This window comes from Paenirhizobium selenitireducens ATCC BAA-1503 (genome assembly GCF_000518785.1).
Lineage (GTDB): Bacteria > Pseudomonadota > Alphaproteobacteria > Rhizobiales > Rhizobiaceae > Allorhizobium > Allorhizobium selenitireducens.
The window spans coordinates 76,860-91,371 of the sequence record NZ_JAEG01000008.1 but is presented as its reverse complement, the minus strand read 5'-3'; the positions used below and the strand labels follow the sequence as shown (position 1 = coordinate 91,371).

General features: G+C 62.9%; 12 protein-coding genes. All 12 read left to right on the top strand.

What is annotated here, in order from left to right:
* The first annotated feature begins 87 nt into the window (after positions 1-87).
* The gene (locus L867_RS25135) at positions 88-987 is read left to right on the top strand and encodes a GNAT family N-acetyltransferase (RefSeq protein WP_037173261.1); all 900 of its coding nucleotides are present in this window, start codon (positions 88-90) and stop codon (positions 985-987) included.
* Positions 988-1,276: 289 nt separating this feature from the next.
* The gene (locus L867_RS27700; protein ID WP_084638538.1) at positions 1,277-3,640 is read left to right on the top strand and encodes a methyl-accepting chemotaxis protein; all 2,364 of its coding nucleotides are present in this window, start codon (positions 1,277-1,279) and stop codon (positions 3,638-3,640) included.
* A gap of 134 nt (positions 3,641-3,774) precedes the next feature.
* Positions 3,775-5,979, top strand: coding sequence for a primosomal protein N' (locus L867_RS0112095; protein ID WP_028737132.1), 2,205 nt, complete (start codon positions 3,775-3,777; stop codon positions 5,977-5,979).
* 125 nt (positions 5,980-6,104) lie between these two features.
* Positions 6,105-6,488 carry an AGROH133_08824 family phage infection protein gene (locus L867_RS0112090; protein WP_028737131.1) on the top strand — a complete coding sequence of 128 codons (384 nt, stop codon included), beginning with the start codon at positions 6,105-6,107 and terminating at the stop codon, positions 6,486-6,488.
* A gap of 260 nt (positions 6,489-6,748) precedes the next feature.
* The gene (locus tag L867_RS0112085) at positions 6,749-7,315 is read left to right on the top strand and encodes a F0F1 ATP synthase subunit delta (RefSeq protein WP_028737130.1); all 567 of its coding nucleotides are present in this window, start codon (positions 6,749-6,751) and stop codon (positions 7,313-7,315) included.
* Complete coding sequence (gene atpA / locus L867_RS0112080) at positions 7,315-8,844, top strand: F0F1 ATP synthase subunit alpha (protein WP_028737129.1); 1,530 nt, start codon at positions 7,315-7,317, stop codon at positions 8,842-8,844. Before L867_RS0112085 ends, atpA begins: the two co-directional genes overlap by 1 nt.
* A 29-nt stretch (positions 8,845-8,873) precedes the next feature.
* Entirely contained in the window at positions 8,874-9,752 is an 879-nt protein-coding gene (locus L867_RS0112075) for a F0F1 ATP synthase subunit gamma (RefSeq protein ID WP_028737128.1), read from the top strand.
* Positions 9,753-9,776: 24 nt separating this feature from the next.
* Complete coding sequence (gene atpD, locus L867_RS0112070; RefSeq protein WP_028737127.1) at positions 9,777-11,243, top strand: F0F1 ATP synthase subunit beta; 1,467 nt, start codon at positions 9,777-9,779, stop codon at positions 11,241-11,243.
* 65 nt (positions 11,244-11,308) lie between these two features.
* Positions 11,309-11,716, top strand: coding sequence for a F0F1 ATP synthase subunit epsilon (locus tag L867_RS0112065; protein ID WP_028737126.1), 408 nt, complete (start codon positions 11,309-11,311; stop codon positions 11,714-11,716).
* Positions 11,717-11,916: 200 nt separating this feature from the next.
* The gene (locus tag L867_RS0112060; RefSeq protein ID WP_028737125.1) at positions 11,917-12,852 is read left to right on the top strand and encodes an L-lactate dehydrogenase; all 936 of its coding nucleotides are present in this window, start codon (positions 11,917-11,919) and stop codon (positions 12,850-12,852) included.
* Between the two features lie 153 nt (positions 12,853-13,005).
* Complete coding sequence (locus L867_RS0112055) at positions 13,006-13,380, top strand: ArsR/SmtB family transcription factor (protein ID WP_028737124.1); 375 nt, start codon at positions 13,006-13,008, stop codon at positions 13,378-13,380.
* A 106-nt stretch (positions 13,381-13,486) separates the two neighbouring features.
* A complete protein-coding gene (locus L867_RS0112050) occupies positions 13,487-14,383 on the top strand; it encodes a LysR family transcriptional regulator (protein WP_028737123.1) in 897 nt (298 codons plus the stop codon).
* Positions 14,384-14,512 lie beyond the last annotated feature (129 nt).

Genomic DNA, 14,512 nt, shown 5'->3' with positions numbered 1-14,512 from the left:
AGGGAATGGCTAACGCCGGTTCTGTCTGTCATGCTTCGATCACATTGGACTGCAATAGAAATTGATCGAAAATAGTCGGAGTTCCAGATGACGCGCCGTGATTCGATGACGACCTTCGGGCAGTTCGCCGAGGCGGTCGCGCTGGTCTCCCAGGGGAAGCCGGGTCATATCGTCGATACGTTGATCGCCGAGCGGGGCGAGAAGATCGTTCACAACCCGCTCTGGCCGGTCATGCGACCGTTTCTCTACACTTTGCTGCGCTATGCCAAGGCGATCGAGTTCGCCAACGACATCGCCAACATGCCGGGTTTCCAGGCCTTCGACTATCTGAGCGGCATCCTTCAGCTCGACATCAATGTGCGCTATGGCGAACGCATTCCCGGCCAGGGCGGCTTCATCATGGTCAGCAACCACCCGACCGGCATTGCCGACGGCGTGGCTGTGTTCGACCTGTTGAAGAACACCCGGCCCGACATGATGTTCTTCGCCAACCGCGATGCGATCCGGGTCAATCCGCGTTTCGCCGAGATCATCATTCCTGTCGAATGGCGCGAGGAGCACAAGACCAAGCTCAAGGCGCGCGAGACGCTGCAGCTTACCAACCGTGCCATCCAGGAGCAGAAGGCCACCGTTCTCTTCCCTTCCGGGCGCATCGCCTACTGGGCGAACGGGCGGTTGAACGAGCGGCCGTGGAAGACATCGGCCGTCGGGCTCTCGCGCAAGTACAATCTGCCGATTTTGCCAGTGCACATGTCGGCGCGCAATTCCGGGCTGTTCTACTGGCTCGCCAAGTGGTCCACCGAGCTGCGCGACATGACGGTCTTCCACGAACTGCTCAACAAGAAGGGCGACCGCTTCGACTTCACCGTCGGCAACCTGATCGAGCCTGGACACCTCAGTGGCGATCCGGTCGAGGTGACGGCCGCTCTGGAGCGGCATACCGTCCACGCCCTCGCCGCCGACGGCAATGCCGTCTTTCGCCTCTAGACACGGGCGGCGTCGCCTGTCGATTCCAGGTTGTGCGATTGGCGCGATCTCTGCGAACTCATCGATGATCGCCCGAGGTAGCGGGGTTTTGCCCTCGGGATTCGCGCCGGGAAAGATCCGTCGCACTTATGCGACAGTTTTCGAAAATGCTTAAATTCAGGCCGACCGATACGTCTATTTCGGTTCGCTTATGTTAACGACTTGCGACCTCAAGCTGGTGTCCGTCCAAAGGGGCAAGAGCGTCGACCGCAAGCCCCTCGCACCACGCACTCGGCAAGGGGAAAATCGAATGCGCTTCAAATCGATACAGCTAAAAATTGCAGTCCTGTCCGGCGTCTGCGTCCTGGCGGCCACGGCCGGCCTTGTCGGCTACGGCATCGTCTCCGCGGGCAATGCGCGTACATTCGTCGCCAGCCAGGTGACCGAGCTCACCGATGTGAAAACCAAGCAAAGCCTGCAGACGCTGGCATCGACGCAGGCCGGCATCATCCGGTCTTCGCTGGATGGTGCCTTCGATGCGGCGCGGGTCATGGCGCGCAGCTTCGAAATGCTGGCGGGCGATTCGGCATCGACGCCGCCGGAGACCCGGCGGGCGCAGCTGAACGCCGTGCTTCTCAATGTCCTGAAGGACAATCCGCGCTTCAACGGAACATACAGCGCCTGGGAGCCCAACGCGCTTGACGGCGCCGACGCGAATTTTCGCGACCGGCGCGAGCTCGGCTCGGACGCAACGGGACGTTTCCTGCCTTATTGGACCCGCGATGCCGCCGGAAAGATCGCGCTGCAGCCGCTTGTCGAATATGACAGTGCCGAACTGCATCCGAACGGCGTGATGAAGGGCGGCTGGTATATCGGCCCGCAGAAGGGCCAGGGCGAAAGCATCCTCGATCCCTTGCCCTATATCGTGCAGGGCAAGAACGTCTTTCTTGCCACCATGTCCGTACCGATCACGGTCAACGGCAAGTTTGCCGGTGTTGCCGGCGCCGATTTCGATCTCGGTTTCGTGCAGAAGCTGGCCGAACAGGTCAAGGCTTCGATCTATGACGGCAAGGCAACCGTCTCGATCGTCAGCCATATGGGACTCGTCGTCGCGTCGAGTGAAAATCCGGAGACGATCGGTCAGCCATTCGATCTGGCGAACAAGGGCCTGTCGCAATATCTGCCGGTCATCAAGGGTGGTCGTGACGAGGTTCTCGCCAGCGGCGATGCGTTCAAGGCCTTCTCGCCGATCGTCATTGGCCGCACGGCGACACCATGGTCGGTGATGATCGACGTGCCGCGTGCGGTTGCCATGGCCGAGGCGAGCCAGCTGGACAAGGACCTGACCGAGCGCAACGCCAGCGACGGGGCGCTCCAGATCCTTGTCGCGGCCATCATCGCCCTCGGCGGTGTCGGCGCCATGTGGTTCGTGGCCCGGAGCATTTCCGGCCCGATCCGGGCGATGACGACCAGCATGCGCACGCTCGCCGCCGGCAATACCGCCTGTGACATTCCCGGCATCGGCCGCGCGGACGAGATCGGCGCGATGGCGGCAGCGGTCGAAGTCTTCCGCAACAATGCGATCGCCAACCAGCGGCTCGAAGAACAGGCTGCGGCAACCCAGGAAGCAAGCGAGCTCGAACGCCGCCGCAACACGGAAATCGAGCGTGTGCGGACCGAGGCGATGACCCAGGCGACTGCGGGCCTGGCGGACGGCCTGAAACAGCTGGCCGCCGGCAATCTGTCGTTCGAGCTGGCGATCCCGTTCGCGCCCGAGTTCGAGAGCCTGCGCAGCGATTTCAACGCCGCCGTCTCGCAGCTCAGCAATACCCTGACATCGGTGGCCGAGGCATCCCGCTCGATCGATTCCGGCACCCAGGAAATCAGCCAGAGCGCCGACGACCTGTCGCGGCGCACGGAGCAACAGGCAGCCTCGCTGGAGGAAACTGCCGCTGCACTCGACCAGATTACTGCCAATGTCTCGAATTCCTCCAAGCGGGCCGAGGAAGCGAGGGCCGTCGCCGTGCAGGCGAATTCCAGCGCGGCGCATTCCGGTGCGGTCGTGGCGAGCGCCGTCGATGCCATGCAGCGCATCGAGCAGTCTTCCAACCAGATTGCCAATATCATCGGCGTGATTGACGAGATCGCCTTCCAGACCAACCTGCTGGCGCTGAACGCCGGCGTCGAGGCGGCACGCGCCGGTGAGGCAGGCAAGGGCTTTGCGGTCGTGGCCCAGGAGGTGCGGGAGCTGGCACAGCGGTCCGCCCAGGCGGCGAAGGAGATCAAGGACCTGATCCGCAATTCCAGCACGGAGGTCGAAAGCGGGGTCAAGCTCGTCAAGGATACCGGCGATGCGCTGAAGACGATCGAAGCCTATATCGTCACCGTGAACCAGCACATGGACGCGATCGCCATTTCGGCCCGCGAGCAGGCGGTGGGGCTCTCCGAGGTCAACACGGCCGTCAACCAGATGGACCAGGTCACGCAGAAGAACGCGGCCATGGTCGAGGAAGCCAACGCCTCCAGCGCGACGCTGGCGATGGAATCGCAGCGCCTGCGCGAACTCATCCGGCAGTTCCAGCTTGCCGACGGTGCGCGCGCTGCCGTCGCCCAGCTTCGGCAGGCCGGCGCGGAAATGGCGGCGGCGCGGCCGCGATATGCCGCTCGCGGCTGATCGGACGAGGAGCGGTACCGCCCAGGCGGTCCATTGAGCAGCACGCGGCTCGCAGTTCGTCTGCGGACCGCTTTCCTGTGCAAGTGGCCTTTTCGGTTTTCTTTCCGATCGCCGAGGGGCAAATATGGCGACCCATGAAAGACGATTCGCCCGGACTGTTCGGCCCGCTTCCCTCTTCCCGCGTCGTGCCGGTCCTGGTGCCGATGCCGGTGCCGGTTGCCTATAGCTATGCGGTGCCCGATGGCATGCCCGTGGAGGCAGGCTCTATCGTGCAGGTGCCGCTCGGGCCGCGCCAGGTCGTCGGCGTGGTCTGGGACGGCGAGGAAGCCAATTCCGTCGATCCGAAGAAGCTTCGGCCGATCACCAAGGTGTTCGACTGTCCGCCGCTCGACAAGCCCATGCGCACCTTCCTCGATTGGGTCGCCGCCTACACGCTCTCGCCGCCGGGTTATGTGGCCCGCATGGCGCTGCGCGCGCCGGCGGCCTTCGATCCGGAACCGATGGTCGAGGGTTTCCGCTTCTCCGGCATGGAGCCGGAAAGGATGACGCCGGCCCGGCGCAAGGTGCTCGATCTCGCCGGCGACGGGCTTTCCTGGACCAAGAGCGGCCTTGCCCATGCGAGCGGTGTGTCGACCAGCGTGATCGACGGGCTTGCCGCCCAAGGCGTGTTCGAAACCGTCTTCCTGCCGCCACCGCCGCTGGTGGCGAGGCCCGATCCCGATTTCGCCGAGCATCGTCTCGCCGGTCCGCAGAAGGAAGCGGCGGACGAAATTCTCGACGGGATCGCCAAGGGCGGGTTCTCGGTGGCGCTGATCGACGGTGTCACGGGCTCGGGCAAGACGGAAGTCTATTTCGAGGCGATCGCCGAAACGCTGCGACAGGGACGGCAGGTGCTGATCCTGCTGCCGGAAATCGCGCTCACCGCCAATTTCCTCGAACGTTTTCAGGATCGGTTCGGCGCCAAGCCCGGCGAATGGCATTCGGATCTGGCAACCCGCACGCGCGAAAAGGTCTGGCGACAGGCTGCGACCGGCGAGATCCGCGTCGTGGCCGGGGCGCGCTCGGCGCTGTTCCTGCCGTTCGAGGATCTGGGGCTGATTATCGTCGACGAAGAGCATGACCCCGCCTTCAAGCAGGAGGACCGGGTCTTCTACAATGCGCGCGACATGGCGGTGGTCCGGGCGCGAATTGCCGGCTTCCCGGTCGTGCTGGTCTCGGCGACCCCCTCGGTCGAGAGCCAGGTGAACTGCCAGGCGGGGCGCTACCGGCGCATCCACCTGCCGACGCGCTTTGCCGATGCGGCCATGCCGGATCTGCATCTGATCGACATGCGTCGCCATCCGCCGGAGCGGGGCGGCTTTCTTTCGCCGCTGCTTTTGAGGGCGGTCGGCAGGACGGTCGAGCGCAAGGAACAGGCGCTGCTCTTCCTCAACCGGCGTGGCTATGCGCCGCTCACCCTCTGCCGCGTCTGCGGTCACCGGTTCCAGTGCCCGCAATGCTCGAGCTGGCTGGTGGAGCATCGTTTCCGCGGCCAGATCCAGTGCCACCAGTGCGGCTATTCCGAGCCGACGCCGCAGGCCTGCCCGGAATGCGGCACGCTCGACCACCTGGTCGCCTGCGGGCCCGGCGTCGAGCGCATTGCCGAGGAGGTGGAGAAGCATTTTCCCGATGCGCGCACGCTGGTGCTGTCCTCCGACCTCGGCGGGGTGAAAAGGCTCAGGCTGGAGCTGGAGGCGATCGCCAATGGCGAAGCCGACATCGTCATCGGCACACAGCTCGTCGCCAAGGGGCACAATTTCCCTCTGATGACGCTGGTCGGCATCGTCGACGCGGATATCGGCCTTGCCAATGGCGACCCGCGCGCGGCCGAGCGCACCTTCCAGCTGCTGTCGCAGGTGACCGGCCGGGCGGGCCGCACGGGGCGCAAGAGCCATGGCCTGTTGCAGACCTTTCAGCCCATGCACCCGGTCATGCAGGCACTGGTCTCCGGCGATGCCTCGGCCTTCTACGAACGCGAGATCGCCGAACGCGAGCGGGCAGCCCTTCCGCCCTTCGGACGGCTGGTCTCGATCATCGTCTCGGCCGACAGCCGCGCCGAGGCGGAAACCCATGCGCGCCAGCTGCGCCAGTCGGCGCCGGTCGAGCGCGACATTGTCATCCTCGGCCCGGCGGAAGCCCCCCTGGCCCTGATCCGTGGGCGGCATCGCTTCCGGCTTCTCGTGCACGGCCGGCGCAACAGCGACATGCAAGGGTTCGTCCGGGCCATGCTCGCCAACGGGCCGAAGGAACGCCGGTCGATCCAGGTCCAGGTCGACGTCGATCCGCAGAGCTTCCTCTAGGCTTTCCCCCGAAGTCCGGTCCGGGCCGCGCAAAACTGCGGAAAAATGCCGCCCCGCCAATATCTCCAAGGGCCGCTTTGTGCGATAAGCGCCACGTTCGATTTGCTTTGAGACGGGGATCAAGGATGGAGTTCTATTTTCCGACGGAATTCGGCGAGCAACTCGCCTTCGGTGCGGCGGCCGTCGCTGCATTGATCGGTGCGCTGGTCATGTTCGCGCCGGGCCTCACACTCAAGTTCTTTGCCCTGCAGCCGCGCGAGCTTCGGCCCGAGGGCTATGGCGCTGCCCGTTCTGCCGGCGGCCTGATCGTCGGGTTCTCGGCGACTGCCCTGATGCTGGCCCAACCGACGCTCTATCTGGCCTTCGGTGCAGCCATGGCTCTCGCAGCGTTCGGACGGATCCTGTCGATCATGTCGGACCGGGGAAATACGCTCCGCAATTTTCTACTTCTGGTAGTGGAAATCCTGCTTGCAGCATTGCCGCTGTTCTATGTCTTCGGACTCGTCTGAAGAGAAAGATCGTGGTGTTGGCGCATGCTCTCACCAATTTGGCGCAGATTCCGAGAAATTTGCGACCAAGGCCTTGTCCTTAAGGCTTATTCCGTTATTACGCGTGTTGCGAGTCCACAGTTCCTATGCTAGACGGACCGCGAAATTCGAAAAACGCAAGCGGGAGACCGTTGTGTTTTTCAAGAAAACCTAACGATTTCAGGATGATGTTTCTCCCGTTCCGGGGTTGCGAAAATCCTGGGTCAAAAGCAGGGAATATTTTGCCCGTGGCAGACACATCCCAAGTCATTTCAGGCGTTGCGGAGCGCTATGCGTCGTCGCTTTTCGAGCTCGCGCTCGAGGCTGGCTCGCTCGACGCCGTCGGCGCCGATCTCAACCGTTTCCAGGCCATGATCGATTCGAGCGACGACCTGAAGCGGTTGGTACTTTCTCCGGTCTTTTCGGCCGAGGACCAGACCAAGGCCGTCGTCGCGCTTTGCGAGAAGGCCGGTCTTGATGGCCTGGTTGCGAACTTCCTGAAGGTCGTGGCCGGCAATCGTCGCCTGTTCGCCGTTTCCGGCATGATCGCCTCGTTCCGCCAGATCGCCGCCCGTCACCGCGGCGAGATCACGGCTGAAGTCGCCTCTGCCCACGCGCTTACGTCCGAACAGGAAAACGAATTGAAGGCGGCGCTGAAGAGCGTCACCGGCAAGGACGTCACGATCGTTGTCACGATCGACCCGTCCATTCTCGGTGGTCTGATCGTCAAGGTCGGCTCGCGCCAGATCGACACGTCTCTTCGCACCAAACTTTCCACCCTTAAGCTTGCACTGAAAGAGGTTGGCTGATGGATATCCGCGCCGCGGAAATTTCCGCAATTCTGAAAGATCAAATCAAAAACTTCGGCAAAGAGGCGGAAGTCTCCGAAGTCGGCCAAGTGCTTTCCGTCGGTGACGGTATTGCCCGCGTCTACGGTCTCGACAACGTCCAGGCCGGCGAAATGGTCGAGTTCCCCGGTGGCATCCGTGGCATGGCGCTGAACCTCGAAGCCGACAATGTCGGTGTCGTTATTTTCGGTTCGGACCGTGACATCAAGGAAGGCGACACCGTCAAGCGGACCGGCGCCATCGTCGACGTCCCGGTTGGTCCGGAACTGCTCGGCCGCGTCGTCGACGCGCTCGGCAATCCGATCGACGGCAAGGGCCCGATCAATGCGACCCGCCGTTCGCGCGTCGACGTCAAGGCTCCGGGCATCATCCCGCGCAAGTCGGTTCATGAGCCGATGTCGACCGGCCTCAAGGCCATCGACGCCCTGATCCCGGTCGGCCGCGGTCAGCGCGAGCTGGTCATCGGTGACCGCCAGACCGGCAAGACCGCCATCATTCTCGATACGATCCTCAACCAGAAGGCCATTCACGACAATGGTCCGGACTCTGAAAAGCTGTATTGCGTCTACGTCGCAATCGGCCAGAAGCGTTCGACGGTTGCTCAGTTCGTCAAGGTTCTCGAAGAGCGCGGCGCCCTCAAGTACTCGATCATCGTTGCCGCAACGGCTTCCGATCCGGCTCCGATGCAGTACATCGCGCCGTTCGCCGGCGCTGCCATGGGCGAGTATTTCCGCGACAACGGCATGCACGCGCTGATCGGTTACGACGACCTTTCCAAGCAGGCCGTTGCCTATCGTCAGATGTCGCTGCTGCTGCGCCGCCCGCCGGGCCGCGAAGCCTATCCGGGCGACGTTTTCTATCTGCATTCCCGCCTTCTCGAGCGCGCTGCAAAGCTGTCCGACGAAAAGGGTGCCGGTTCGCTGACGGCTCTGCCGGTCATCGAAACGCAGGGCAACGACGTTTCGGCCTTCATTCCGACCAACGTGATCTCGATCACCGACGGCCAGATCTTCCTCGAAACCGACCTGTTCTACCAGGGCATCCGTCCGGCCGTTAACGTCGGTCTGTCGGTTTCGCGCGTCGGTTCCGCCGCGCAGATCAAGGCGATGAAGCAGGTTGCCGGCTCGATCAAGGGCGAGCTTGCCCAGTATCGCGAAATGGCCGCCTTCGCCCAGTTCGGTTCGGACCTCGATGCCTCGACGCAGCGCCTGCTGAACCGCGGTGCACGCCTGACCGAACTCCTGAAGCAGCCGCAGTTCTCGCCGCTGAAGACGGAAGAACAGGTCGCCGTGATCTTCGCCGGCGTCAACGGCTACCTCGACAAGGTCGCAGTCAACCAGATCGGCAAGTTCGAGCAGGGTCTGCTCTCCTACCTTCGCTCGGAAGGCAAGGCCATTCTCGACGCCATCCGCACGGAGAAAGCCATCAGCGACGATACCAAGAGCAAGCTCAAGGCTGCTCTGGATCAGTTCGCCAAGTCTTTCGCGTAATCGGGGCTCAAGCCAAGGACGGATAACGGATGCCTTCACTTAAGGATCTGAAAAACCGGATCGCCTCCGTCAAGGCGACGCAGAAAATCACCAAGGCGATGAAGATGGTCGCCGCGGCGAAGCTGCGTCGTGCGCAGGAGGCGGCCGAGGCCGCTCGTCCCTATTCGCAGCGCATGGGTGCCGTCCTTGCCAACATCGCCCAGGCGGTCGGCAGCGATGACAGCGCACCCCGGCTGATGACCGGGACCGGCAAGGACGATGTGCATCTGCTCATCGTCTGCACCGCCGAGCGCGGCCTTTGCGGCGGTTTCAATTCGCAGATCGCCCGCTTTGCCCGTGACCATGCGCGCAAGCTTCTCGCCGCCGGCAAGACCGTCAAGATCTTCTGCGTCGGCAAGAAGGGCTACGACAGCCTGCGTCGCGAGTTCGCTGCCAATATCGTCGAGCGCACCGACCTTCGCGAAGTCAAGCGCGTCGCTTTCGAAAATGCCGACACGATTGGCCGCAAGGTCATCTCGATGTTCGACAAGGGCGAGTTCGACGTTGCGACCCTGTTCTATTCGGAATTCAAGTCCGTCATCAGCCAGGTGCCGACCGCACAGCAGCTGATCCCGGCCGCGGCTCCGGAAGCGGTTGCCGCAACCGGTGCGTCCGCCGTCTACGAATATGAGCCCGATGCCGGTGCGATCCTCAGCGATCTCATTCCGCGCAACATCTCGGTGCAGGTCTTCCGGGCGCTGCTCGAAAACGTCGCCGGTGAAATGGGCGCCAAGATGAGCGCGATGGACAATGCGACGCGCAATGCTGGTGAGATGATCAACAAGCTTACGCTCTCGTACAACCGTCAGCGCCAGGCCCAGATCACCAAGGAACTCATTGAAATCATTTCGGGCGCGGAAGCGCTCTGAGGTTAAGGAAAGAGGGTAAGAAACATGGCTAAGGCAGCTACCCCGAAGTCTACCGCGGCGAAGGCGTCCGCAATCGGTTCTGCAGGCAAGGTAACCCAGGTTATCGGCGCTGTCGTGGACGTCGCATTCGACGGCGAGCTGCCTGCGATCCTGAACGCGCTGGAAACCATGAACGGCGGCAACCGCCTCGTTCTCGAAGTGGCCCAGCACCTCGGCGAAAGCCAGGTTCGCACGATCGCCATGGACTCGACCGAAGGTCTGGTTCGCGGACAGGCCGTGTCTGACACCGGCGCTCCGATCACCGTTCCGGTCGGCCCCGAGACGCTCGGCCGCATCATGAACGTCATCGGCGAGCCCGTCGACGAAGCCGGTCCGCTGGTCACCTCCGGCAAGCGCGCCATCCACCAGGAAGCGCCGAGCTATGTCGAGCAGTCGACGGAAGCGCAGATCCTGGTCACCGGCATCAAGGTCGTCGACCTGCTCGCGCCTTACGCCAAGGGCGGCAAGATCGGCCTGTTCGGCGGCGCCGGCGTCGGCAAGACGGTTCTCATCATGGAACTGATCAACAACGTCGCAAAGGCGCACGGCGGTTACTCGGTATTCGCCGGTGTTGGCGAACGTACCCGCGAAGGCAACGACCTCTATCACGAAATGATTGAGTCGGGCGTCAACAAGCATGGCGGCGGCGAAGGCTCCAAGGCTGCGCTCGTTTACGGCCAGATGAACGAACCGCCGGGCGCTCGCGCTCGCGTCGCTCTGACGGGTCTCACCATCGCTGAAGACTTCCGCGACAAGGGCCAGGACGTTCTGTTCTTCGTCGACAACATCTTCCGCTTCACCCAGGCCGGTTCGGAAGTGTCCGCACTTCTCGGCCGTATCCCGTCGGCCGTTGGTTATCAGCCGACGCTCGCCACCGACATGGGTCAGATGCAGGAACGCATCACCACCACGACCAAGGGTTCGATCACCTCGGTTCAGGCCATTTACGTTCCCGCCGACGACTTGACCGACCCGGCACCGGCAACCTCGTTCGCCCACCTGGACGCAACGACCGTTCTGTCGCGTTCGATCGCCGAAAAGGGCATCTACCCGGCCGTTGACCCGCTCGACTCCACCTCGCGCATGCTCGACCCGCTGGTCGTCGGCGAAGAGCACTACGAAGTGGCTCGTAAGGTCCAGTCGACCCTGCAGCGCTACAAGGCTCTCCAGGACATCATCGCCATTCTCGGCATGGACGAACTGTCGGAAGACGACCGCATCGCGGTTGCCCGCGCCCGCAAGATCGAGCGCTTTCTGTCCCAGCCGTTCTTCGTCGCCGAAGTCTTCACCGGTTCGCCGGGCAAGCTGGTTGCGCTCGAAGACACGATCAAGGGCTTCAAGGGCCTGGTCAACGGCGAGTACGACCATCTGCCTGAAGCCGCCTTCTACATGGTCGGCTCGATGGAAGAAGCCATCGAAAAGGCCAAGAAGCTGGCTGCCGAAGCCGCCTGATGACGGACTTGGCGCGCGCTTCTCGGCGCGCGCCGTTCCCGCCTCTATAGAAGAAGTGAACAACCATGGCCGACAATTTCAATTTTGAACTCGTTTCGCCCGAGCGCCTGCTGCTTTCCGAAAAGGTGAGCGAAGTTGTCATCCCGGCAACCGAAGGCGAAATGACCGTCATGGCCCATCACGCGCCGACGATGACGACGATCAAGCCGGGTGTGGTTTCGGTTAAGCTGGCCTCCGGCCAAGTGACCAAATATGTCGTGTTCGGCGGTTTCGCCGATATCGTTCCGAGCGGTTGCACGCTTCTGGCTGAATCGGCCGTGGCGCTGAGCGACCTCAACCGCGAAACGCTGACCAAGCGCATCGAGGCTGCCCGCGCCGAACTGAATGCGGTCGAAGGCCACGAGCACAAGACCCGCCTTGAGCAGTACCTCGCCGAACTCACCCATCTGAACGGCGTGCTGATCCCGGCCTGAGCCGGTCGCACGAATACCGACGAACAAGGAGCGGCCTTCTGGGCCGCTTTTTTTATGCCTGGAGAGCGGTCGTGAAAAACTGTGCAGTGCCCCGTGGCTCTCGCGCTTTCCTGGCTCGGTCAAAGGGCGCTTGACGCACTGCCACACAATTGAAAGGTTCATGCGCTTAAGTCTGCTGCAACGCAAACGGAGGTGAGGGCATGAAGGTCGGGATCGTTGGAGCGGGCATGGTCGGCAGCTCGGCCGGCTATGCGCTGGCCATGATGGGAATTGCCAGCGACATCGTGTTCGTCGACAGGAATGCGGCGCTTGCCATTGCCCAGGCCGAGGACATTTCCCACGCGGTGCCGTTTGTTTCGGCCACCACGGTCACCGCCGGCGACTATGATGCCCTGGCCGGCACGCGGGTGGTGATCATTGCTGCCGGTGTCAGCCAGAAGCCCGGTGAGAGCCGGCTCGAACTGCTGGAGCGCAATGCGGCGGTGTTCCGCGAGGTGGTCGCCGAGGTGCTGCGCGCCACGCCCGACGCCATCCTGCTGATCGCGTCCAATCCGGTCGACATCATGACGCAGATCGCCACGCGGCTGTCCGGCCTTCCGCCGCAGCGGGTGATCGGCTCCGGCACCATTCTCGATACGGCGCGGTTCCGCAGCCTGGTTGGCCGCCATCTCGGCATCGCGCCGCAATCGGTGCATGCCTATGTGCTCGGCGAGCACGGAGACAGCGAGGTGCTGGCCTGGTCCAATGCCCGCGCCGGTTCGGTGGCCCTTCGCTCCTTCGCCGAGCAGGTCGGCAAGCCGCTGACCGAAGAGGAGCGCCATGCGATCGACGACGGCGTTCGCAACGCTGCCTATAAGATCATCAACGGCAAGGGATCGACCTATTACGGCATCGGCGCGGGGCTCGCCCGGATCGTCAAGGCGATCGCGCAGGACCAGAGGGACGTGCTGTCGGTGTCGATCGTGACGCCCAGGGTGGCCGATGTCGAGGACGTGGCGCTCTCCGTGCCGCGCATCATCGGGGCGACCGGCGTTGCGGCCGATCTTTTTCCGGACCTGAATGACGAGGAATATGCGGCACTTCATCGAAGCGCCGCCCTGCTCAAGGAGCGGGTCGAATCGGTCAGCCTGCGATAGCGGCCGCTGTGGCTGCCGCGAGGCGGCGGAACGTTGAACGGCGCGCGGAGAAATCGCTTTGCCGCCACTATTTGCCGGGCTAAGTCATTTTCGCCGCATTTGTATTGTCGTATAACGCTTTTCGAATGTGTATCGCGATCATTGGATGGTTTCATGGATTTGCCGCAGATCAGGGCCGGAATGGAGAAGGAACAGCTGGAGGGCTTCATGTCGAAGGCCCGCGCCGCCAGCACGCTTCTCAAAGCCCTGTCGCATGAAACCCGGTTGCTGATTCTGTGCATTCTCAGCCAGGGTGAAAAGACCGTCGGCGAAATCGAGTCCATCCTCGGGCTGCAGCAGGCCGTGGTGTCGCAGCAACTGGCGCGGCTCCGCCTCGAGCGGATCGTCACCACCCGCCGGGACGGCCGGCTGATCTATTACAATATCACCGATCCCTCGCTCACCGCGCTCGTGTCCGTGCTCTACGACATGTATTGCGGCCCAAAGGCCGTCGACATCCGCGTGGACGATTCCGAGGCGGAAGACTAAACTCGCCCATCCGGCCGGTCGCCGCCTTTCAGGCTTTTCACGGCGGCCGAAAGAGCGGTTTGCGCTTCCACTGCTTGGCGCTTAGTCTCGCGCGCGAGGAGTGCCCATGATCGACAAGCTCGAATTCTTCATTGCTCTTGCCCGTGCCCAGCATTTCGGCCGCGCGGCGGAGGAGTGCGGCATCACCCAGCCGACACTGTCGGCGGCGATCCGGCAGCTTGAGGATCACCTGGGCGTGATGCTGGTGAGCCGCGGCTCCCGCTATCAGGGGCTGACGCCAGAAGGTCAGCGCGTGCTCGAATGGGCCCGTCGCATCGTCGGCGATACGCGCACCATGCGTGAGGAAATGCGGGCGGCACGCCGGGGGCTTGCCGGCCATATCCGCATCGCGGTCATACCCACGGCACTGTCCATGGTGCCGCGAATCACCGCGCCGTTCCAGGAGAAGCATCCGGACGTCACCTTCTCGGTCAGTTCACGCACCTCGCTGCAGGTGCTGAGCCTGCTCGAAAACCTGGAGATCGATGCCGGGATCACCTATCTCGACAACGAGCCGCTCGGCCGCGTCACCTCGGTGCCGCTCTATGCGGAGCGCTATCACCTGATTGCCGCTGCGGGCACGCCGCTCAGCGATCGTGACCAGGTGACATGGCGGGAGGTTGCCGATCTTCGGCTTTGTCTATTGACCGCGGACATGCAGAACCGTCGCATCATCAACCAGCACATGGCCGAGGCTGGGGTTTTGGTGAAGCCGACCCTTGAATCCAATTCGATGATCGTGCTGTTCTCCCACATCCGAACCGGCCGATGGGCCTCGATCATGCCCCGTAACGTGGCTGAATCCTTCGGTTTCTCGGCGGAGATCCGGATGATCCCGATCGTCGAGCCGGAAGCGGCGCATTCCGTCGGTCTCGTTGCGCAATACCGGGAGCCTTTTACACCGCTCGTCTCGGCGCTGCTGCACGAGGCCCGCCGGCTCGCCGATCTCCAGGCGTTTCAATAGATTTCTTCTATCGTTGCACGGGACTGCTTTATTGACCAATCTCTGTTCAGAGGGGCATTCTGTCGCATCGTCAGGGAGTTCGACGGGAAAGCGGACTGCGTCGGCGCATTCAGATTAAAATAACCGACT